Source organism: Hyphomonas sp. (assembly GCF_041689225.1).
Classification (GTDB): Bacteria; Pseudomonadota; Alphaproteobacteria; order Caulobacterales; family Hyphomonadaceae; genus Hyphomonas.
In genome coordinates this window covers 1-22426 of sequence record NZ_JBDNGN010000022.1, presented here as the reverse complement: position 1 = coordinate 22426, position 22426 = coordinate 1, and the positions used below count along the sequence as shown (strand labels likewise).

At 56.3% G+C, this 22426-nt stretch carries 20 protein-coding genes; 12 read left to right on the top strand and 8 right to left on the bottom strand.

Translation table 11 applies throughout. The features are described 5' to 3' along the window. Window positions 1-114 precede the first annotated feature (114 nt). On the bottom strand, window positions 115-303 hold the full coding sequence (locus ACESNB_RS02125) for a hypothetical protein (RefSeq protein ID WP_373003105.1): 189 nt from the start codon (window positions 301-303) through the stop codon (window positions 115-117). Beyond that, window positions 284-454, bottom strand: a complete 171-nt coding sequence (locus ACESNB_RS02120; RefSeq protein WP_373003101.1) for a hypothetical protein — start codon at window positions 452-454, stop codon at window positions 284-286. Before ACESNB_RS02120 ends, ACESNB_RS02125 begins: the two co-directional genes overlap by 20 nt. 31 nt (window positions 455-485) lie before the next feature. On the opposite strand from ACESNB_RS02120, the gene ACESNB_RS02115 reads away from it, so the two are divergent. Further along, a complete protein-coding gene (locus ACESNB_RS02115; protein ID WP_373003097.1) occupies window positions 486-950 on the top strand; it encodes a hypothetical protein in 465 nt (154 codons plus the stop codon). A 32-nt stretch (window positions 951-982) separates the two neighbouring features. Here the strand turns inward: ACESNB_RS02115 and ACESNB_RS02110 are convergent, their stop codons facing one another. Further along, window positions 983-2254 (bottom strand): alpha/beta hydrolase, encoded by a 1272-nt coding sequence (locus ACESNB_RS02110; protein WP_373003095.1) that lies wholly within the window; start codon window positions 2252-2254, stop codon window positions 983-985. Window positions 2255-2719: 465 nt separating this feature from the next. On the opposite strand from ACESNB_RS02110, the gene ACESNB_RS02105 reads away from it, so the two are divergent. Beyond that, window positions 2720-4090 carry a cytochrome P450 gene (locus tag ACESNB_RS02105; protein ID WP_373003092.1) on the top strand — a complete coding sequence of 457 codons (1371 nt, stop codon included), beginning with the start codon at window positions 2720-2722 and terminating at the stop codon, window positions 4088-4090. A 335-nt stretch (window positions 4091-4425) separates the two neighbouring features. Here the strand turns inward: ACESNB_RS02105 and ACESNB_RS02100 are convergent, their stop codons facing one another. Beyond that, window positions 4426-4686, bottom strand: coding sequence for a hypothetical protein (locus tag ACESNB_RS02100; protein WP_373003089.1), 261 nt, complete (start codon window positions 4684-4686; stop codon window positions 4426-4428). A gap of 446 nt (window positions 4687-5132) precedes the next feature. On the opposite strand from ACESNB_RS02100, the gene ACESNB_RS02095 reads away from it, so the two are divergent. The 4 genes from ACESNB_RS02095 (at window position 5133) to ACESNB_RS02080 (ending at window position 10062) form a co-directional block, all read left to right on the top strand. Continuing rightward, on the top strand, window positions 5133-6113 hold the full coding sequence (locus tag ACESNB_RS02095; protein ID WP_373003086.1) for an NAD-dependent epimerase/dehydratase family protein: 981 nt from the start codon (window positions 5133-5135) through the stop codon (window positions 6111-6113). Between the two features lie 535 nt (window positions 6114-6648). Then, window positions 6649-7581: an NAD-dependent epimerase/dehydratase family protein gene (locus tag ACESNB_RS02090; protein WP_373003083.1), complete on the top strand. Its 933-nt coding sequence runs from the start codon at window positions 6649-6651 to the stop codon at window positions 7579-7581. 10 nt (window positions 7582-7591) lie between these two features. Beyond that, window positions 7592-8629 (top strand): kinase, encoded by a 1038-nt coding sequence (locus ACESNB_RS02085; protein WP_373003081.1) that lies wholly within the window; start codon window positions 7592-7594, stop codon window positions 8627-8629. 2 nt (window positions 8630-8631) lie between these two features. Continuing rightward, complete coding sequence (locus ACESNB_RS02080; RefSeq protein ID WP_373003079.1) at window positions 8632-10062, top strand: DegT/DnrJ/EryC1/StrS family aminotransferase; 1431 nt, start codon at window positions 8632-8634, stop codon at window positions 10060-10062. Window positions 10063-10127: 65 nt separating this feature from the next. On the opposite strand, the gene ACESNB_RS02075 is transcribed toward ACESNB_RS02080, so the two are convergent. Continuing rightward, window positions 10128-11381, bottom strand: a complete 1254-nt coding sequence (locus ACESNB_RS02075; protein WP_373003077.1) for a glycosyltransferase family 4 protein — start codon at window positions 11379-11381, stop codon at window positions 10128-10130. 381 nt (window positions 11382-11762) lie between these two features. Between ACESNB_RS02075 and ACESNB_RS02070 the strand changes: the two genes are divergently transcribed. From ACESNB_RS02070 to ACESNB_RS02055, 4 genes are read left to right on the top strand one after another with little or no spacing between them, the layout of a single operon-like run. Next, window positions 11763-12974, top strand: coding sequence for a polysaccharide pyruvyl transferase family protein (locus ACESNB_RS02070; protein WP_373003074.1), 1212 nt, complete (start codon window positions 11763-11765; stop codon window positions 12972-12974). Further along, window positions 12974-14230, top strand: a complete 1257-nt coding sequence (locus tag ACESNB_RS02065; protein WP_373003071.1) for a glycosyltransferase family 4 protein — start codon at window positions 12974-12976, stop codon at window positions 14228-14230. The genes ACESNB_RS02070 and ACESNB_RS02065 overlap by 1 nt, the downstream gene beginning before the upstream one ends. Next, the gene (locus ACESNB_RS02060) at window positions 14227-15435 is read left to right on the top strand and encodes an HAD-IIIA family hydrolase (protein WP_373003067.1); all 1209 of its coding nucleotides are present in this window, start codon (window positions 14227-14229) and stop codon (window positions 15433-15435) included. Before ACESNB_RS02065 ends, ACESNB_RS02060 begins: the two co-directional genes overlap by 4 nt. A 35-nt stretch (window positions 15436-15470) precedes the next feature. After that, on the top strand, window positions 15471-16610 hold the full coding sequence (locus ACESNB_RS02055; protein ID WP_373003064.1) for an AGE family epimerase/isomerase: 1140 nt from the start codon (window positions 15471-15473) through the stop codon (window positions 16608-16610). Window positions 16611-16654: 44 nt separating this feature from the next. On the opposite strand, the gene ACESNB_RS02050 is transcribed toward ACESNB_RS02055, so the two are convergent. After that, complete coding sequence (locus ACESNB_RS02050) at window positions 16655-17725, bottom strand: glycosyltransferase family 2 protein (protein ID WP_373003060.1); 1071 nt, start codon at window positions 17723-17725, stop codon at window positions 16655-16657. A 49-nt stretch (window positions 17726-17774) separates the two neighbouring features. Then, entirely contained in the window at window positions 17775-19007 is a 1233-nt protein-coding gene (locus ACESNB_RS02045) for a glycosyltransferase (RefSeq protein ID WP_373003057.1), read from the bottom strand. 154 nt (window positions 19008-19161) lie between these two features. Between ACESNB_RS02045 and ACESNB_RS02040 the strand changes: the two genes are divergently transcribed. Next, a complete protein-coding gene (locus tag ACESNB_RS02040; protein WP_373003055.1) occupies window positions 19162-20388 on the top strand; it encodes a glycosyltransferase in 1227 nt (408 codons plus the stop codon). Beyond that, a complete protein-coding gene (locus ACESNB_RS02035; protein ID WP_373003053.1) occupies window positions 20385-21875 on the top strand; it encodes a lipopolysaccharide biosynthesis protein in 1491 nt (496 codons plus the stop codon). Before ACESNB_RS02040 ends, ACESNB_RS02035 begins: the two co-directional genes overlap by 4 nt. Here the strand turns inward: ACESNB_RS02035 and ACESNB_RS02030 are convergent. After that, a complete protein-coding gene (locus tag ACESNB_RS02030) occupies window positions 21872-22306 on the bottom strand; it encodes a hypothetical protein (RefSeq protein ID WP_373003051.1) in 435 nt (144 codons plus the stop codon). The two genes, ACESNB_RS02035 and ACESNB_RS02030, sit on opposite strands and share 4 nt — an antisense overlap. Between the last annotated feature and the right edge of the window lie 120 nt (window positions 22307-22426).

Here is a 22426-nt window from a genome sequence, read left to right as displayed (position 1 = left end):
CTCGACGCGCAAAATCAACAATGTTACTCGTTTCCATGGTGGTGTATCTCCTTGGGTTGGGTTGCTGTCTCACAACAACAAAACAACCAGATACGCCGCCAACCTTCAAACCGCTCAAACACCAGATTCAGTCATAGCTCCTGCAACGGCCACACATGCCTGCATGCTGCCCAGGGCGCCAATTGCTAAGGCCGCAAGCAAAAAACGGCGATCGACTACTGATTTTGTCATGATGATTTCCTCTTCTACAAGCCGCAGACGGGCCCACGGAATCAAACGCATTTCACACAGTTTCTCCGCCATCGAACCGGTCAGCTGCAGGGACCCAGGCTGCCTTGTCATCACTTTGGTATTTCGCACCCTGTGCGTGAACGGTGGCGGAAACAGGCCCGGGCTTGCGTTTCCAATAGTGAACGGTGCGTTGAGCGCGCCAGACCGCGAAAGGGTTGGGCATGATACATTGGCCTTCAAGAGCAACCATAGCTGTGCTGCTGGCGGGCATCGTCCTGACGGGAGCCTGTTCCGGCAGCGCGTTGCCCGATTCAAAAGAGTCCGCATCAGACCGCAGCGACCGCTCAACGGTCAAAACGGGCACCGATGCGGAGACCGATCGCCTGCTCGGTCGGGCGGACGTGTCAGCGCCTGACTGGTTGCCGAGGCACTTTCCCCTACCGCATGACCGTCGTATTTATAGCAAGACCGACGTTGGGTCGGTTCCGCCCGCTCATCAGCTACAGGCTCGGACGATGACCTTGCAGGCAGAAATCCGAGATACCATTGTGCAGTGGGGACTCGACACGGATATTCAGGTTGAGGAAGTCAGCAATCGACGCGGTATTATGGTACTGAGTGTGTCTGGAGGGGGCTATGGCGGTGCGAGCTCGGTTCAGATCATCGAAGAACCACGCGGGAGTCGGCGCATTATCCTGACGCTGCAGGACGCATCATGACAGCCCGGGTGGGGCTGGGGGAAGGGTGATTTTCATTGGCCGGACCTGTTTGACGAGCCAAAGCAGGAGGGAGTGTAGGTCTTGTCGATGCTCTGGAAATTGAGATCGAGGTGCTCGAGCGGTCGCTCCGGGTCAGCCGGCCTGGCGCCGGTGCGTATCGTGATCGCAATATCCGACAGCACGACTGGGTGGCGTCGAAAATAGTTATGCCGGTCGTATTCGCCAGCGTCTTGCACGAGGATAAGGTAGACTGGCTTCACGCCCTGAAACACAGCGCGCGATTCCCGAGACATTTGTTCGGGCCGGGCCGCTCCAAACCTGAGCGATCCAAACAGCCAGCGTGCGACACCAAGAGCGTTATCGTCCGGGTATAGATAAACGTTTATCTGCCCGAGTCCGATCCCGAACGTTTCGGCGACGAGGCGCTGCTCCATGACACCCAGATCAATGTCCGGAGCGGTCAGTATCAGGGTTTCGATCCGATACGTGTCGCGCATCGATAGGCCTGCCCCGCGGGACTCGATCAGTAACTCCCTCAAGGCTGACGTGACAACCGAGGCGCCATGACTGTGTGCGATGACCACGACTTCGTCGACAGCCTCTGTTGCAGCAATGAGCCGCAGGGTCTCCTTCAGATGGTAGACCGAAAAATCGCCGTTCTGGGTTTCACCAAGATAGCCAAGCACCTTGTGTCCTCCGACAGGCCAGCTGAAGAGCGGAGGAAATCCGGCCCTTCCGAATGCGGACCAAAGTTCAAACAGGTTGATTGCGCTATCTTCAAAGCTGCTATTGAAGCCTTGCACGAAGAGCACAACCTTTCCCGTTCCGCGCTCCGCAAGTTCGCGAGTCAGTTCGTTCCGCAACTGGGCGCCGGCGTGCTTGTATGCCGCGACAGCGGGTCTGTCGCGGGTGAGGACGCCCTTGTCTATCGCGAAGGCAAGTGGAGTGCCCGGAAATCGAACGGCTTCTGCAATGCGTGCGTGGGCGCAGATGGGACGCACATTGTCATTCGCATGCCCCGTCATGTAGCCGGCATATTCCTGCGAACTCATGTTGGCGGCTTCAACGGTGACGTGCCCGAAAGCCATCGAACTCGACCGGTCGTCGCCATAGCCGCTCGAATTGTCCACGCGATTTCTGTTTGTAACGGAGAGCATCTCTGCGTTTTCATGGAGAAGTGGCTTGTCGCCCTTTGAAGGGACCCGACCGGAAAGTTCCCAGGCGTTCGGGGCAATGGCTGCGAGATAGGTGCCCGTGCAACCGGCGATGAAGGCACATACGAATAAAAGTTGAACCAGTTTCATAAGCGCGTCCCCAGGCCTGTTCTTGAACTGCGAAGACGGACCAAGCCTGATGCCCACACGCCGCCAATCAGAATCGCAAGAATGAGAGCAAGGTAGCATTGCGCAAGCACCGAAAAGGCCATCGGGCAAACATGTCCGATGATCAACTCGAGTCCGGATGCAATCATGGCAAGACCGACGATCGGCAGCCAGCCCGCGAGAAAAACGACATTGCTTACACACCGCCTTACTATGGGAGTTTAGGCGCATGCTCGCTGCTGCGTGGAAGTGACGTGATCTGGTGAAAGTGGTCCGGAAAGTGTGTTAGTTTTCCAGCGGATTTCCTAAAAGGAGGAAGCCGGTGAGGAACAAGCACTATTCAACTGAGCAGATCGTGGCTGCGTCGTCGCAGGGTGACCTTGCGAGAAGATTTCAAGCTTGAATAATATCTGATAGCCAAGCCAATCAAACGAATGAGGATCGACCATGCAGCTTATCAGTGACGAAATCCTTGTTGATAGCGGGCAAATGAACCCAACCTATCAAGGCGTTTATCCGATGCTGGGCGGATTTGACCTTGCCAATCCAGCCTCATGGACTTCTGGCCACCCGCACGCCTTCTACAAGCGTATGCGCGAGGAGGCACCAATCCTATGGTCCCCGGGTCAAAAGAAGTTTTCCGGTTTTTGGTCTGTCAGCCGATACGAGGACGTCAAAACTGTCGAGCTCGCCCCGGAGGTCTTTTCGTCCCAACGTGGCAGTATCAATCTTGCTGTGATGCCACGTGACCAATGGCGCCCGAAAAAGTTGATCCCTGCGGCTTTCAACTCGCTCATCAATTTCGACGCGCCGCATCATATGGAGATGCGCATCCAGCAGAAGGATTTCTTCGTTCCAGCCTATGTGGCCAAAATCCGTGATCGTTTAAGCCAGAAGATTGACCAGCTTCTCGATGAGATGGAACGCAAGGGTCCGGAACTGGACTTTGTAAAACTGTTCTCCGAGCAAGTGCCGCTCTTCACGCTCTGCGAAATGCTGGGCGTGGATGAAGCTGACCGACCCAAAATCGTATACTGGATGCACTATCTGGAGATGGCTTCCCAATACTTGTCGAATCCGCTCCAGGTGTTCCTGAGAGAGCCGCTGTTTCCATTGAAATTCTACAAGACGGTGAACGAGATGTTCGCCTATGGGGAACGCGTGATGGCTGACCGTCGTGCCAATCCGCGCGAAGACCTGCTCACGTTAATCGCGCAATCGAAACTAGAAGGTGAAGAGTTGAGCCAGGAATATCTCGATGGCTCCTGGCTGCTGATCATTTTTGCCGGGAACGATACGACCCGCAACTCCCTGACAGGCACGATCGAACTGATGACAACGTTTCCTGACCAGCGCCAGATGGTGCTGGATGACCCGTCACTTATCCCGCGCATGTCTCAGGAGGCACTGCGCATGGTCTCTCCGGTAAAGCATATGCGCCGCACGGCCCTTCAGGACTTTGAACTTAACGGTCAAAAAATCGCCAAGGATGAGAAGGTAGCCATGTGGTACGGCGCGGCAAACCGCGACCCGGAGATTTTCCCTAACCCGGATGTATTCGACATGATGCGCGATAATGTCGACAAGCATCTCGCTTTCGGTCATGGCGTCCACAAGTGCCTCGGAGCACGCATCGCTCAGATGCAATTACGGCTGTCCTATGAGCGCATTTTTGAGCGCTTCCCGAACATCGCCCCTGTTGGCAAAGTGGTCTACGCGCCGAACGCACTTGTGAATGCCATGTCCAGTCTTAAGGTGAACCTCTATGGTGTTGGCGGCACAAGAGCCACACAAGTGCAGATGAAGGCGGTAGGATAAAGCCCGTGTCGGGTCATTGTCAGGGGAACCGACCTTGAGCTGATCGATCCTGGTGTTGAGCCTCTAAAAAACCCGGGGGTCCGATCCGCTACTTCAGGACTCTACCCCACATCATCCAGCCTGGCTTGATGATGTGGCAAAAGACGCTGGCCTGCTCACTAAAGGTCCGGACCTGTCTGCCGGAGCTGATCCTGTAACCGGGCGACAACGCCTCCTGGTTCACCCAGACGGCGATTACCCAGATTGCCATGCCAACGAACCAGTCGCGGGTGTGCTGGACCTGAGAATTTTCCCGGCCCGATCGATCCGAAGCGATGGCTGTGTATCGATATCGATCAGCTTGCGTGCAATTGACTTGTTCGTCTCATTCTCCTCCAGCGCTTTGGCATGTCGATGGCGTTGTCGAAATCTACCTTCAGGTCTTCGAAGAAGTGATCGTCGCTTTGATCGGTATCGAGGTCAAACACTGGCGGCGTGGCATCGTTGGGCAATTGCGGCATCAGATGCAGGCGCTCAGGTTCGACAGCGCGCGAGACGACGAGCTTGATGAGCTCTGCTTCGGCAGTGTCGATCTGCTGGGTTTCGTATGGCGCCACATCGCTTTTCTTGCCAAGGCGGCGATGGGAACGGATTGGAAGTATTCCCCCGACATCCATTTGGGCAGGTTTTGGGGGCGTTTTGGGCCAATTTCGCAAACTATAGAAAGTTTAACTGACTGTAATTAATAGAAAAAAATACTATTTGACGCACTTCGCTCGCTCCTGAGCCAAGCAACCGGTAACAAGACATTGGGCGGAACACCTGCGGCGGGCCGTTCACTCTCGGCAATTGCTCGGGGTATTTCCCTGTCCCCCGGAAGCCGCGGCGCTTGCGACGCGCCATGCCTGGGGCTTCAGTAATTCAACCTAATTTTTTGAGTTCTTTTGGCGAGGTTTGTGAAAGCAATAGTCTTTCTGGTAAAGGACAAAGGTTAGGTGGTTCGGCTGGTACGTCACTTGCAAGTGGGTGAGCCGAATAGGCGATTTGCATAGGGTATGAAGTGATGAAGTCGGTTTTGGTTTGCGGTGCGGGTGGTTTTATTGGGGGGCATCTGGTCCGACGGTTAAAGCGCGAGGGTTATTGGGTCCGGGGTGTTGACCTGAAGAAGAACGAGTTCACTGAGACCGAGGCCGATGACTTTGTCATGGGCGACTTGCGTGACCCGTCCCTTGTGCGCGAAGTTCTGGACCGCAAGTTCGACGAGATCTACCAGCTGGCCGCCGACATGGGCGGCGCCGGCTATATCTTCACAGGCGACAATGATGCCGACGTGATGCACAATTCGGCGACGATCAACCTGAACGTCCTGGATGCGGCCTACAAACGAAACTGCAAGCGGATTTTCTACTCCTCGTCGGCCTGCATGTACCCGGCCTACAATCAGGAGGACCCGGACAATCCGAACTGCCGTGAAGACTCGGCCTATCCGGCCGCCCCCGACAGCGAATATGGCTGGGAGAAACTATTCTCCGAACGCCTGTACCTCACTTATGCACGCTGCCGCGGCATGGAATCACGCGTTGCCCGCTACCACAATATATTTGGTCCGCAGGGCACCTGGGATGGTGGCCGCGAGAAAGCGCCGGCTGCGCTGTGCCGCAAGATCGCCAAGGCGAAATCCGGTGACGCGATCGAGATATGGGGAGATGGCCTGCAGACGCGCTCGTTCCTGTATGTCGACGAATGCGTCGAAGGCACGGTGCGCCTGACGCGGTCTGACGTAACCGAGCCATTGAATATCGGTTCGGATGAGATGGTGACGATCAACCAGCTGTCCGACATGATTGCCAAGATTGCCGGCAAGACGATCATCCGCAACAATATTCCCGGCCCGACGGGCGTGCGCGGGCGCAATTCGGAAAACTCGCTGATCCGTCAGGAACTAGACTGGGCTCCGAGCCAGCCCCTGATCGCGGGCCTCGAGAAGACCTATGATTGGATCGAGCGCCAGGTTCACGCAAACGCCCCGAGGTCGCCCGCCTGAACCACACCGCAGCGACCGGACACAGTGTGATTGAAAATTTGCGACTAAGGTGATCGGCTTCGCGACCGACGATCGGCAATGGATGGTCGCTCTGGTGTTCCTGCTGGCTTGTGTCGAAATCCTGCCTTCTGTCTGGTTCCTGCTGGTTGGCGGTGCGGCCATTGCCGGCTTGCATGCCGATGAATGCATTGCGTGCGACAATCGCCGCGCGGGCAGGCGTTTGCTTCGTCGATCCGATGGCCGCGTTGTGCTCGGAACGAGCGCGTGGCTTGCGGATCGCCGGGACGGAAATATTGCTGGATTATGGGCGTCTTACCCCTGCAGGTCCGACTATTGTGGTGCGGACTTTTTTCCCATACGTGGACAGGTGACGTGGACGCCTCTCCCGTATACACCCGCCATAGATGTATGGTGCGTGACGAAGGGCGAATTTGCCACATAATCAGCGTTTCAGTGCAGCGTCGTATGGTCCGAGAGTTGCATCGGGCGAGCGCAGCGCGCGTCATGCGCGAATAGGGACGGAGTTGAGGACGAAATGAAAATTCTGATTACAGGTGGTGCAGGTTATATCGGGTCGATCATGGTCCCGAAGCTGCTCGATGCGGGACACGAAGTCACCGTGTTGGACACGTTTGAACGCGGTGACACTGAACTAGCGGCGGTCTGTGCGAACGAGCGCTTTACCCCGATCCGCGGCGACGCGCGTGATCACCGTGTCCTGGACGATCTGGTGCCAAAGCATGACGTACTGATCCCGCTTGCTGCTCTGGTTGGCGCACCGCTCTGCAAGGCCGACCCGATTGCTGCCAAGACTCTGAACCAGGACGCGGTCATCGACCTGGTCAAGCGGACGTCGAAGTCCCAGATCGTCGTCTATCCGGTCACCAATTCCGGCTACGGCATCGGTGAGTCGGGCAAGTTTTGCACCGAGGAAACCCCGCTGAACCCGATCTCTCTGTACGGCGTGACCAAGGTGGAGGCCGAGAAGGCAGTTCTCAACAATGGCAATGGTGTAACACTGCGGCTTGCAACCGTGTTCGGCATGTCACCGCGAATGCGTCTGGACCTGCTGGTCAACGATTTTACCTGGCGCGCCGTAACCGACCGCGCGGTTGTCATTTTCGAGGGTCACTTCAAGCGCAACTACATTCACATCCGCGATGTCGTCAAAGGCTTCGAGCACGCCATCGAGAATTTTGATACGATGCGCGGAGAGGCTTACAATCTCGGCCTGTCGGATGCCAATCTCTCCAAGATTGAACTTTGCCAGACCATCCAGAAGCACGTTCCAAACTTCGTCTATCTGGAGGCGCCAATCGGGGAAGACCCGGACAAGCGAGACTATATCGTCTCTAACGAAAAGGTGGAGGCGACAGGCTGGCGCCCGGACTGGTCGCTTGATCGCGGCATCGCCGAGTTGATGCGCGGCTACCGGATGATCCGGAACTCACGCTACTCAAACGTTTGAGGGCTGAGCCATGATTATCGTCCGTAGCCCGCTTCGCGTATCCTTCTTTGGAGGTGGCACTGACCACCCCGCGTGGATTGAGCGGGGTGAAAAGGGAGCTGTACTGTCGACCTCGATCGACAAGTATATCTATATCCAGCTGCGTCGACTGCCTGCGGTTTTCGATTTCAACTATCGGGTCGCATGGGGAATGCTGGAAGAAGTGAACACAATCAACGAGATCCAGCATCCTGTTGTGCGTGAAGTGCTGAAGCATTATGCCGGGGACAACGAAACGGGCTATGAGATAATTCACAACTCCGACCTTCCGTCCAAGTCAGGTCTCGGCTCCAGTTCTTCGTTCACGGTTTCGCTGTTGCACGCGTTCCACGGAAACCAGGAACTTCTGTGTTCAAAACGCAGGCTCGCGAAAGAAGCGATCTTTGTCGAGCAAAATCTCTTGGGCGAAACGGTCGGTTATCAGGATCAGATCGCCGCCGCCCATGGCGGGCTCAATCGTATCGACTTCAATTCTGACGGCGACTACGATATTACGCCGATCCACCTGCCAGGTGTCCGCAAGGCGGAACTCGAAGACTCCATGATGCTGTTCTTTACAGGCTTTACCCGTTTTGCCGACCAGATCGAAAAGCGCAAGGTTGCAAAGTTTGCGGACCGTACGAAGGAAATGCGCGCCATCTATGACATGGTTGGTGAAGGGGAGCGGATCCTGACGGACCCAAACTGTAACATTGGTGAATTCGGTGAACTCCTGCACCAGACGTGGATGAACAAGCGCGCGCTGGATTCGTCGGTCTCCAATCCTGAGATTGACGAGCGTTATGAGGCGGCGTTGCAGGCCGGTGCGCTGGGCGGCAAGCTGCTCGGTGCAGGCGGCGGGGGCTTCCTTCTGATGTTCGTGCCACCAGACAAGCGCGGTCCAGTGCTTGAGTCTATGAAGGGGATGACCCATGTTCCCTTGCGCATGGAGCGCAGCGGAACATCGGTTGTGCTTTATGATCCTGATCTCACGTCTAATTATCTTCCCGCAGGTGCCAAGGTTTCCTGAACATGATTGAAGCAAACGAACTCAAGACGACGACCACCGATCCGGCTGTTGCTGCCATGACCTGCGTCGAGACCGATGCGCTCTTCGCGGGCCTCGAACGTGCGCTGGACAATGGCCGAGGCTTTGTCTTTGTGACCGACGCCGGCGGCCGCCTGAAAGGCTTTGCCAGCCTTGCCGCAATGCGGCAGGCATTCCTCAAAGGTGGTCACTTGACCAGCCAGACGCTGGGCGATGTGGCCGAGCCGTGGGGGTCTTCTTCCGTACTGCTCGGCGTAGAGCCGGTGCTGAACGGCGAAGGCCGTCTCATCGGTATCGATGAAGATGTCCCGCAACCTTTCCTTCCGGTGTCCGAACCAGACCTGACGCATCGCGAGATGCGCTATGCATTCGATGCTTTCCTTTCGACATGGATTTCCTCGACCGGCGACTATATCCGACGATTCGAGCAGGATTTTGCCGATAAGGTGGGCATGGCTCACGGCGTAGCGACGTCGAACGGGACTGTCTCTCTCCATCTCGCAATGGCGACTCTGGGCATTGGGGAAGGGGATGAAGTGATCGTCCCGGACCTGACATTCGCAGCGTCCATCAACACAGTGATGCATGTCGGCGCCCGGCCGGTACTGGTCGATGTCGACCGCGACACTTGGTGCATGTCTGCTGAGGCTGTTGAGCGGGCGATTACGCCGCGCACGCGCGCGATCATGCCAGTGCACGTTTTCGGCCGCCCGGCCGAGATGACGGAGATCGCCGAGCTTGCGAAAGCCCGCGGCCTTTACATCATCGAAGACTGTGCCGAGGCGCATGGCGCCAAATATGATGGCCAGCCGATTGGCTCCTTCTCGGACATCTCGAGCTTTTCCTTCTTCGCCAATAAGATCATCACGACCGGCGAAGGCGGGATTTGCCTGACCAATGATGCTGACATCGCTGCGCGCATGCGCATGTTGCGCGATCATGGCATGCGGCCGGAACGCCGCTATTGGCACGAAGAGCCAGGTTTCAATTTTCGTATGACCAACATGCAGGCCGCCATTGGCTGCGCCCAAGTTGAGCGAATGGATGAGCTGCTGGCGATGCGTGCGGACGTTAATGCGCGGTATGTTAAAGCCCTCTCCGGTATTCCAGGCGTGTCATTCCCGCCGGCTATGGACCAGCGCGTCGAGCCGGTGACCTGGTTCTCCTGTGCGCAGGTACCCGAAGACAAGCGCGCAGAGCTGATCGCTGCCTGCAAGGCGGTCAACATCGACCTGCGCCCTTTCTTCCACGGCCTGTCATCTATGCCGGCCTATCGAAAGTTTGCGCGCAAATGCCCGAACAGCGCCTGGTTGTCGCGCACGGGTGTCAACCTGCCGACCTCGCGCCGGGTGGACGATGCCATGGTGGCGCGTATAGCGGGCGTGTTCGAGAGCGTTCTCGGCAGGAATTCTTAAGCATCTCATCAAAAGACGTACGTGCCATCGGGGCGCCCGCCTTCGTTCGATGAAGGTGAATGGCCTCAGCCGCGCTGGGGGTTGCGCATCCAGTCATTTGCCAGAAGCGCAGTGTCCTGCGGGTTGGGGCGAAGGCCGCCAGCGCGACGGTAAACGGCGCGGTTGGCGCGGGCGGTGCGCAGGAAGTCGAAGTCGGCCAGACGCACCTTGCCCTTTGCGATGAGGTCCGTGCACATCGCATCATCGGTGAAGAGGCGCTGGATGACGGCCCCCATGTCCTGCGGGTCCACTGGGTCAAACAGGAGACCGGCGTCGCCGACCTGTTCGGGCAAGGCGGTAACATTTGAGCTCGCCACCGGGATGCCCTCAGCCCAAGCTTCAAAGATGGGCAGGCTGTTGGCTTCAAACAAGCTCGGTACAATCAGGCAGCGGGCCATTTGGTAGATCGCACGCAACTCTTCACTGGAGACAAAACCCAGCAGCTGGATCTGGTTTTCGAGACCAAGCTCCCGGATGCGGGTGTCGAGCTTTTCACGGCTCGGTTCGTGCCGCGCACCGGTGGAGACGAGCGGCACGGTGATGCCTTTCTCGTCGCGTAGCCAAGCCATCGCCTCGAACAGGCGCAGGTGATTCTTATGCGGCCAAGTATTGTTTGGATAAAAGATATAACGGTCCGGCAAGGCATATTTGGTTCGGGTTGCAGCCTTGTCGTTCCCGCTGACCTCGGCCAGAAGCTGCGTCGGGGCCGCTTCGGGAATTATCTGCACCTTGGCCGGATCAAGACCGAACTGAGCGACCACGTCATCTTTGATCCATTGGGAGTTTACAATTATGACCCGGGAGGTGCGGCAGGCGGCCCGGTATATGGTTTCGCGCCAGGCGAGATCGGCCACATCGAAGAATTGAGGGTAGTGAAGGTGCTGCAGGTCGTGCGGATTGTAGACACTCGGGATGGCACAATATGTGAACCCCTGGGTCGGAAAGTGGATGACATCAAGGCCGAGACTTTCAAGATATCCATCCGACAAGGGGACAATTGGCCAACCGGAGTGGCCGCCGCGTCCAATCAATTTTTTGACTATTTTCTTCGCCCCACGCATCGTTTTGCGCAGGGTGCCATCCGCAGATGACGGACGGATCTCAAAGCACTGATTTGGGGCAAGCGGGCTCAGCCAGTCGATCTGCGTCTGCGAGTCGACTATCAGGACATACGTTTCAGGGCCTTCGAGCCGACCAAGCGCAGTGATCAAGCTGCGAAGAGCTGTGGCTATACCGCCGTGGATTCCCGGCACGACATCAACCAAAATACCAACTTTCAAAGTGGTGTCTCCTTTCGGGAGGAACTCGAACCGGAATGGCAATGCAATCGGAATGCCCAACCAACCAGTCATTGTGCGTGGAGCCGATATCACCGACTAAATCCAAGGTCCATCTTAGTCGCAAGCGCTAGAGGGCGCAGCGACTGTCGCAAGCGTATTCGTTTACTGCTTGTGCAAACACGAATTCCAGACGAGCGACGCAAACCCGACAATTTCGATGGCAAAAACACATGGCCTGGTTGGGATAAGAGATTGTGCCACATCAGTTAGAATCGTATTGGCTGGTATGGCCTTTGCACTTGTGTGGAGGTTAACCTGGGTGTTCCAAGGGTCGCATGTGATGATTGTAGTTCGTGCCTTTTTGAGAAAGTGGCTGATTTTATGAAACTGGCAGTTCCTTTTGGATTCTATGGTGCTGGGAATGTCGGGGACGAGGCGACGCTCCTCGGCTTCGGGCGCTTGATCAAGCAGTTTGGGAACGGCGTTGAGGTCGATGTAAGTATTTGCTGTGTAAATCAGGGCCGCAAGGTCGAACCCTTTTTCAACTATTACCAGTATCTGGATGGCATCGTGGGCCTTGAGCCCAAGCGCAAAGCTTACCTTTCCAGTGGTTACATTTTTGCAGGTGGCACCCCTATCTCTGACAGTCTGGGCGACTGGCCATTGGCCACGGTGGGCGGAATCCTGCAGCATGCACGCAACTGGGGAAAGCCGACAGCCTTTGTCGGGATTGGTGTCGAGCAACTGTTCAATGACGTTTCTCGTCAGCGCATGCAGGAACAGATTATCCCCAACACACTTTGCTGGAGCGTTCGCAGCAAGAATGACAGAGAACGGCTGTTGGAACTCGGCGTGGCTGATGAAGATGTTGCCGTCGCAGCTGACATGGCTTGGCTGCTTGATCCCGCGGACCCGGCCTATGGGCGTGAAGTCTTTGCATCTTTGGGGCTCGGCGAAAGACCGGTGATCGGTGTGAACGTCAATGCCGAGCCGCATCTGTTGGAAAAGTCCCCGCAACTGTTTGTCGAGATGGCGGCAGCGCTGGACGAACTTGTTGCGCGCCATGGTGTCGATATTCTTTTCCTCTTCGCAGAAACCCGCGATGGGGAGACCTATGATCGGGCGGCTTCCAAAAAGGTCCGGGAACTGATGGCGCACAAGGATTCAGCCATATTGGGACCGACGGATTACCTCATTCCCCAACAGATGATGTCAATCATTTCCCAATGCGCAACGACGATCAGCACGCGATATCATTTCTGTATGTTTTCGGTGTTACAGGACGTGCCGTTTCTTGCGATCTCCCGTTCCGACAAGGTGACTGATTTCTGTAGCGACATTGATTGGAAATCGCGCATCAATCCACCCGATCTCAGCCGTGAGTTGATTGTGGCCGAAGTCGAACGTCAGCTCGCTGGCGTGCCAGAGGAAATGTCACTGCTGCCGCAAAAGATTGCAGCGATGCGCCGTCGAGCGGAAGAAAACCGGTTGGTTTTGGATCGCCTGGTTGAAGCCTCTTCCGGCGTGGGTCTTCAAACACCGTTTGGGCATGCAGCCAGTCGTATAGGACAAAAACTTGGAGTTCGGACTTAATGAAACAGGACAAGACCAAAGTCCTCGTGATCTCGGGTGTGTTTCCACCCATGCCGATTGCGGAAGCCGATCATATTGCGCGCCTTAGTGAAGGGCTCGCCCGGCGCGGCTATGACGTAGATGTCCTGACAAGCTCGCAAGGCAATGCTGCAAGTGTGACGGGTTGTCGGGTCCACGCGGATATTCCGAGCTGGAACTGGTCAGCCCAGGCACCGATCCTGAAGGCCGCCCAGACCCTGAATCCAGATCTGGTATTCTTCTGGTTCGTCGGTATGTCTTTTGAGTTTCATCCCATGATTTCCCTGTTGCCGACACATATCAGGACCGTACTACCGAATGCGAAGATCGTAACGCAGATCACGGCACCCGTCGGTGTGCGCCCGAAGGCCTACCCTTTTTGGACCCGCGCGGCCCTGAAACTTTCAGCGTTCCGGCTGGGGGGGGGTAATATAAGCTATGAATATGGAACACTGTTGCGCGATAGTGACCGCGTGATCGCAATGGCGGAGTCGCATCTCGAACGGATCGCGGAGCACCTACCGCAATTGCACGCGAAAGCCGACATTATTCCGCCACCGCCTCTCATTCCGATGAGTGCGCCCGGCGATGCTTCGCGTTGCCGGGGGCGGGAACTGTTGGGTGTGCCGATGGATGCGCCCCTGTTTGCGTATTTTGGACGACTGTACAGGGGCAAAGGCCTCGAATACCTGATTGAGGGATTCAGCTTGCTGCGCGAACAGACGCCTGCTGCCCGGCTCGCGATCATTGGTGGTCCGGCGCCTAACTGGTTCAAGGAAGGCTGGAGCGTCGAAGACCTTCACGCAATTTCTCGGAAGTTCGGCATCGAAGATGCAATAAGCTGGACGGGAGAGTTTCCATTCGACAGCGATGTGGGCTCCCTTTATCTGCGCGCTGTTGACTATGCCGTCCTTCCCTTCGATGAAGGCGCCGCACTCAATAATAGTTCCATTGCGGCATGTGCGGCCCATGACCTGCCAGTGATCACAACGACCGGCGAACGACCCGAGCGGGAGTTTGTCGATGGAGAAAACGTGCTGTTGTGTGCACCGATGGATGCTGGCGCGCTTTCTGATGCCATGAAGCGCCTCCTGGCGGATGCGTCTTTGACTGCGCGCCTGAAAAAAGGTGCAGCTGACCTGACCGAACGTCACTTTAGCTGGAAAGCAACATTGGACCGGACCAAGAATGTGTTTGAGGCCGCCCTGCACGGCGCTGAAGTGCGGGAGCTTGCATGACCCGCGCGCGCCAGGCCCTATTCCTGGTCGGGGGTAGAGGAACGCGGCTCGGAGCTCTGTCTGCAAATACCCCCAAGCCGATGCAGGAAATTTCGCCCGGCGTGAGGTTTCTTGATCTACTGCTGGAAAATGCAGCGCGCATGGGCTTCACTGACCTGATACTTCTTGCCGGCCATCTCGGCGATCAGGTCGAATCGGTCTATCATGGGAAACGGATCTGGGACGCGGATATACGCGTTGTTCGCGAACCCAGGCCGATGGGAACAGGTGGGGCATTGGCACTGGCCGCGCCTGTTCTCGACGAGACGTTCGTCCTGTCGAATGGCGACTCCTTTTTCGACATCAACCTACGCGCGCTAGCAGCTGCGCCATTGGTGAGGGGAGGCGGGCGCCTGGCCCTTCGCAGGGTTGAGGACATGTCCCGCTATGGCTCTGTCACGCTTGAAGATCATCACATCTTGGCCTTCGAGGAAAAGAACCCCGAACTGTCCGGCCCAGGCCTGATCAATGGCGGGGTTTATTACCTGAGCCGAGAGATTTTGGGTCGTATCGATGGGCCAATGTCCATTGAGACCGAGGTCTTCCCGCGATTGGCGCAGGAGGGGCTGCTGGAAGGTGTCCCCTATGACGGTTATTTTCTCGACATTGGCCTGCCCGAAACGCTGGCTCAGGCGCAGCGTGAAACCGCAGCGATGCGAATGCGGCCTGCGGCTTTTCTGGATCGAGATGGTGTCCTCAATGAGGATACGGGTTATCCGCATCGTGCCGAGGATCTGAAATGGATGCCGGGTGCGCTCCAGGCCGTCCGACTACTGAATGATCGGGGATTTCTTGTTATTGTCGTCACCAACCAGGCCGGCGTTGCGCGGGGCTATTATGATGAGTCGGCAGTCACACAGTTCCACAAGCACATGCAGGACGAACTTGCGGTTGAAGGCGCGTACGTCGATGCGTTCTATCACTGCCCTTTCCACGCAGAGGGAAAATTGCCAGCGTACACGGCAGATGATCATCCGGACCGCAAGCCCAATCCTGGCATGATCCTGCGAGCAATGTCGGAATGGCCGGTGAACAAGACCGCGAGTTTCCTGATTGGAGATCGCGGCACCGACATCGAGGCGGCTTCACGTGCAGGTATTCCAGGTCACCTATTCGAACATGGCGATCTTCAGACGCTGGTTTCCAGCATAATCGGTGAGTCCTGAACAGGCCAAGCCATCCAAAGCGAGTAGGGAGCAGAATGACCGTGTCCATTCCATTTGATGAAATTCGTCACTGGATGTTCGAAATTGCCCTGCCGCTCTGGGCTGATGCCGGATTCGACAGAAAGACCGGGTATTTCGCTGAGAAGCTCGACCATCACGGACGGGCTATCGACACTCAATTCCACCGCACGCGAGTGATCGGTCGACAAACCTATGTGTTTGCGCACGCCTCCATGCTTGGTTGGGCGCCGGGACTGGAACTGTCTGCGGCAGGCGCGCGTCAAATGGAGGCTATCTATCAAGGCCCGAAACGGGGCTGGCCCCGAACCGTCTCTGGTGACGGAACAATTATTGATGGCACGCCGGATCTGTATGATCTTGCTTTCGCTCTGTTTGGATTTGCATGGCATCACAGGGCATCCGGTGATGCATCGTCGCTGGCATCCGCTCATCGCGTCATGGATTTCGTGGATACTCGGATGCGTACAAGTGCGGGTTACTGGCACGAGTTGCCACCTGAAGGCTGGCGATTGCAGAATCCGCACATGCACCTGCTGGAAGCCTCTCTTGTCGCATTTGAAGCGAGCGGAGAAGAGCGTTTTCTGATCACGGCAAAGAGGATTGTCAAACTCTTCCGCGAGCGGCTCTTTGACGGGCATACGCTGGCTGAATATTTTGACGAGGACTGGAACCGGGCGTCAGATGAATCTGGCCGGCTGGTGGAGCCGGGTCATCAGTTGGAGTGGGCATGGATACTGGTTCAGTTTCGCCGTCTGACAGGTGAAGATACGCTAGATTTGGTTGAAGGCCTGATAGACTTTGCTGAAACTCATGGCATGAACCGGCAGACCGGCCGGGTGTTTCAGGTTGTCCTTGATGATGGTGTCCCAGTTGATCCCGGTTGTCGCACATGGCCGAATACTGAGCGGATCAAGGGGCACCTCGCTCTGTTCGAGGCGACGGGAAAAGATCCGCGCCAAGCCGTCGCTATGAGTGCGCGCGTGCTGCTGGACCAATACCTGAATACGAAAATTCCAGGTCTCTGGACTGACCGGTTTAGCGACGACGGACAGCCCGAAGCGGCCGACGTACCGGCCTCAACGCTCTACCACGTGTTTCTGGCGTTCGCTGAAGTCCTGAGGCTGCAGAATGCGATTGAGGCGATCAAAGCCTAGGTCTCACGCACGACTTTTGAGGTCGCCCCTGTGGGTGACTGTCGCTATCGGGTAGCTGATGGAGACGTTTGACCCTGATGACTGTCCCAGTCGGCAGTTTGAGCGGCCTGCTTCTTTCCAAGGTGAGTACCTATTGCGCTGATCACGGGCAGCATGATCGTGGAAGCCATTTTCTGGACCTTATAGCTGTGCCCGATCATGGGCAGTTTGCGAACCATAGGGCGCACGACGGCGTCGTGATACCGCCAGGACGTAAGCTTCTCATATCTTTCAAAATAGGGATCTGACTCAAGGCCCCACTTCTTTCGAAAGTGGTTGAGGCTTTTACGCTGCCAGTTTGGCGACCAGCGCAAGATAAACATGGGGCGGTCCATCGGTTCGACGGGATGTGTGCGGTCAGGATGGCAGAATGTAACAATGGACGCCGGCTCAAGCATAATCTTGCCGCCTTTGGCCCAGATCGTGACGCTGAAATCGACGTGATCCTTGGAACATGGCATGTTTTCGTCAAAGTCGCCGAAGCGTTCGAACAAGTCGCGCCGGGCGAGAAAGCAATGCACTTCGCACACTTGCGTTTCGGTGCGCGACAATTCGACTTCGTCGACGCGTTTGCCTTGATGGTTGAGGTGCCTGTCAGTCAATCGACGCGCTTCGGGAGGGCCGTTGAAGAACGCGTCCATGTCATCGGTGAAGTCGCCGCCAGCCTGGTGAATCTCGGTGTGGAGCGGCATGCCCTGACAGATCAGGGGCTGGACGACTTCCGCGCCTGTCTCCTCGGCGCACTTCACGAGGGCTTCCAGCCAGCCTTGCGACGCCATGACATCATTTTCGATGTAGGCGACGTACTTGGTATCAGCCAGGTGGTGCCCGCGGTTGCGAGCTTGGCAGGGACTGAGAAAATGCTCGAATCGCTCATATCGAAAGCCGTTCTCGCTGCAGATGCGTTTCACTTCCGAAGCGACACTCGCCGGGCTTCCGGCATCGATATAGATCAGCCTGGCGTGCGCTGGGGTGACGGCCACGAGATTTTCAAGCGATCGTACAGCGAGACTGAAGCGGTCCCGCGCAGTCACGACGATGGTCACGTCAGGTCGGTCGGCGTTGGATTTGCTCATGATTTGGCCTCTTTATGTCTATTAGTATCAAATGAATGTGGAAGTCCGGTCAAGACAGGCATGTCTCGTAGTGCCGGATGAGATCATTGGTGCACTTGTCGAGAGCAAACATGTTCTCGACCTTTTCGCGTCCGCGCTGCACCATATCGGGCCAGCTTGCTCGGGTTGTGATCAGTCGGTCAATCGCGGCACAAAGGCTTGCAGAGTCACCTTCCGCGGCAAGGGCGCCCGTTTCGCCCTCTATCACCAATTCCGGAATACCGCCGTGGTAGGTTCCCACTACAGGCCGGCCAATCGCCATGGCTTCCTTGAGCGTGTTGACTGGCGCATCCTGCCCGCCGCTGGAACTCGTCATGGACGGCGCCAGAAAAATGTCTGAAATACGAATGAAATCTGCGATCTCGGAATGAGTACGAGCACCATGAAACGTGACCTGATCTGCGAGACCAAGTTCGCTGGCAAGGGCCTCGAGTTGCGGACGCATGACTCCGTCTCCAACGATATCAACGGCGATTTTCGAACCTGATCGATTTGTAAACTCAGCAAGCGCTCGAAGCGCAATGTGCATGCCTTTACGTTCTATGAGTCTCCCCACCATAAGGAACCTTATCGTATCAGTTTCGCGTCGTCCGGCGGGTTCAAATGGAAAATTCTCGAGGCGAATCCCTGAGCCGATCATCTCAATCCGGTCGTCCGGGCATCCGATGGCAATCGCGCGTTTGCGGAAGTACTCGCAATTGGCAACAAAACCGGAGGCTTCCGGCCATACGTGATCGTAAACGTCGGGGCCGATGGCCGCCACGGCTTCGGTGATATCATATCCACGGAAATTAACGACGATGTTGCCTTTTAGGAAACCTGCCTTGCGGTGTTTGATGACACACTCGGCGAGTGTCGCAAATTGGCAGTGAAGAATATCATACTCCCCGGAGCCTTTGAACGCGCTGGCCTGGTAAACTGCGGTGAGATCACCCAGTGACCGGCGGTAGATATCCGGACGAAGGCGGCCGATCGCCGCAAATCCGTGATTTCTTGCGATTCTGCTCAGGGGTATTGGAAGATTTGCAAGGCGCCCGACTGTCGACTTTGGCCATTGCATGTTGACCGTCCGGCAGTCGAGATTGTGCCCTTCAACCGCATTTACCGAAAGTCCCGATGGCGCCACATTGCCGACGCCGAAAATATCGACGCTATGGCCTTCGTCGATCAACGCAGCTGCGCTGTTCACGATGAAGGCTTCGGACATCATGGGAAATGCGTTTACGAAGAACGCGATTTTCATAACCTGACGATCCTTTCTTTTTGTTGGCACCCTACTTCGATATTTTCGAACCAAAATCGGGACTGGCAAGCTAATTGCTACGAGCTTACCGAGCAATTTTGGTGCCACGCCGCTGAGGGTTGTGTCGTCGTGTCGATTAATGGCACAAAAGCAAATGTCAGGATTAAAAATGGAGACAAATCGCGTCACAGTCTTGATTCCGACATTCAACAGATCGGAATTCCTGCTCGAATGCTTGGAATCCGTTCTGGCACAAACACGTCCAGCCCATGAGGTCATTGTAATTGATGACGGCTCCACTGATGATACGCTGGAGCTATTGGCGGCTTACGAGGGGCGTGTTCGTGTCCTGTCCAAATCCAATGGGGGCAAGTCAACCGCTCTGAATCTCGGAATGAAGCATGTGACTGGCGATCTCGTCTGGATCTTCGATGACGACGACGTCGCATCACCAGCGGCCCTGGAAACACTGGTTGGCCTGCTCAAGCACAATCCAGATGCCGACTTTGCCTATGGTCGTCACAGGCGCTTCAAGATCGTGGCGTCGGGAGAATTGCAGTGGATCGAGACAGGCTATTGGACAAATTGCGAGTCGGATGAATTTCTGGTCGCCACGCTGGACGACATGTTCGCACACCAGCAAGGCATGATCGTTCGCAAAGATCTTTTTGAGCGCATCGGTCCATTTGATGAGACTCTTGTTCGGTCTCAGGACTACGAGATGCTCATTCGTATCGCACGGGTTGGAACGTGCGTTGCAACAGAAGATATCGTGTTTCACCAGCGCGTTCATGATGGCGTTCGGGGGACCCGGGAAAAGCACATCCAGGCCGAGAAGAGAGATTTGTCCTGGTCCCAATCGGACAGGATGATATTTCAGAAATTTTATTCGAAGATCGAATTGCAGGAATATCTTGTTACGGGACAGTCGATCTCTGAACCGGCTCACAGGCGACACGCTCTGCTAAGGCGCGCCAGCATTATGGCTCGCAAGAAATTGTGGGGGTTAGCGATCAACGACCTGCGCGAGGCGGAACGAACCAGCCACAAACCATTGTCTGAACACGAGACGAATGTGCTGCGTTCGGCTTTTGCGTCAAAGTATGGGTGTGACGAAATCCTGTCCAATTCCCCGTTGATCGACGAGTTGTGCGAAATACCCAAACTGTCACAGACCGGGTCGCAGATTGTGGCTGCCATGGCGCGCGGACTAAGATGGAAAGTCCGATCAGAGTTGCTTGCCCTCAAGTGTTGGAAGTCGGTCAAGTTTTTCCTGATAATGAACAAACTCAAGAAGGCTGCGTCAATGCCGACGATTTCTGCATCCTCTGACCCCATTTCGTGCCGCATTCGGCTCCAGAATAAAAGTCGGTCCCGATGACTCAGAGCTTGCTGAGGCGCGCCGGCAAGGCAGTCGCGCTCAATGCGATGGGTAATTGGTTCGGAATGATCAGCGGAATGGTTTCGCTGGTTGTTATCGCACGCCTGTTGTCGCCCACGGATTTTGGCGTGTTCGGCATGGTGCTGGTTGCTTTCGCCATCCCGGAAATGTTTGTGTCGGGCAGCCTCAATGACTCCCTGATACAGCGCCGCGATCTGCAGCCGGGCCATGTCAATTCGGTTTTTATGCAGTCGCTCATACTGGCGGGGATATTCTGGTTGGGAATCAGCCTTGCTTCCCCTTTGATCGCTGGAGGGTTCGGCCATCCCGAACTTGAACCGATGATGCGGTTCTTCTCGATTACTCTTTTCATGGGAGCCTTCGCATCGATCCCGGCCGCGCTGTTGCAGCGGGACCTGCGGTTCCGAGAGATCACGATTGTCGACATTCTGGGTACGCTCGTGGCAGCGATCGTGGGCGTCGTCTGCGCGATCTATCTCAGGAGTGCATGGGCGCTGATCTTCATGGAAATGTCTCGCAGGACTGTTCGCCTCGTCGCTTTTACAGCCATTACGAAATGGCGACCTTCCGTAAAAACGAGTTGGGTCGAGACGTTGGAGCTGACGCGATACAACTCGCTGAACATGGCCACCCGCGTTATCCAGTCTGTGGAATCGGCGTTCACCCGCAGCGCCGTTGGTGCGGTGCAGGGGCCCGCGGCACTCGGCATGTTCAACATGGCGACCCGCTTGCTTGAGCAGGCAAAGGCGGCTGTCGTGCAACCCTTTGCGGCGGTTGCCCTTCCAGTTGCCTCGCAAACCCAGCACGATTTGCCGATGCTATACCGGGCGATCGAAGGCGCCATGAAGCTCGCGGCCCTGATCGCGTATCCAACTTTCATTGGCGCGTTTGTGATTGTGCCCGTCGCGATACCCGTCGTGTTCGGCGAGCAGTGGACGCCGGCTGTTCCGACGATCCAGATTTTCTTTCTCATGGGACTCAGAACGCCAACGTCGGCCTTCAACACAGGCGTTCTAAATGGCGTTGGCCGGGTCGATTGGACGTTCAAGATTTCCTTTATAAGCTTGGTTCTGACCGGTGCCCTGGTTGCTGCGACGCTTCAGATCAGTCTCGAAGCCGTTGCGCTGGCAGTGTTGGCTCAGATCCTGATTACCTGGGTCATCGGCGCCTATGCCGTGAAGCAATCCATCGGGTTTCCGATGCATCGCCAGATCGTCGCCGGGTCCACATCACTTATGGCCTCGGTTGTAATGGCTGTTGTTGTTTGGGGTGTGATGAGGTCGCTGTCGGACGCGATCCAGGCGCCAATCCAACTGCTGATACTGGTAGGTGTCGGAGTGGTATCTTACGCGGCCGCTTTGGCGTCTCTCGCGCCGGCTTTTGCGGTACGGTTGTGGCGTGCGTCAATAATGGTGGCCAAGGGGCGCCGGCAGGAGGCGATCGCTTTGGTAAAGGGCGGAGCCTAAACGAGGAGGGACCCGTTCGACGCTTTAAGCATGGCATCGATGGACTGAGTTTTAGCCGTGTTCTCGACCAGGTCCGGAACAGGCTCCCTGCCAAGCGCATGTCGACACAGGCGCAACAAGAGCGCACCGAACACGTCAGGCGGAGCGATCAGAGTGCGAGCGACGCCGAGTGCGTTCCGATCGCGAACCATTTCAATCAGATGCCTCCAGGCCCATTGCTTGTAGGCAAGCTTTTTGTGCTCGCGAACGGCGTGACGTTCGGCCGACGTCAACTCAGGTTTGTGGAGCAGTTCGATGTCGCTCTCGAGCACTTTGCGCAGATCAGCGGAGGCATATTCTTTCGACAGGGAATTGGGATAATCGATCGAATAATAGCCGCACGGATCGATCAGGCCAAAGCGCGCGCCAGATTGTTGAGCGACAACCACCATGGCCGGTACCGACAACCAGCTTGGCCGGTGGGGCTGGACGGAAGACGGGCTTGCCCGTCTGGAGGGCAGCCCCACCGGCCTGATTGATTTTGGGAATAGGTGCTGGTCGCTGCGGGTTGG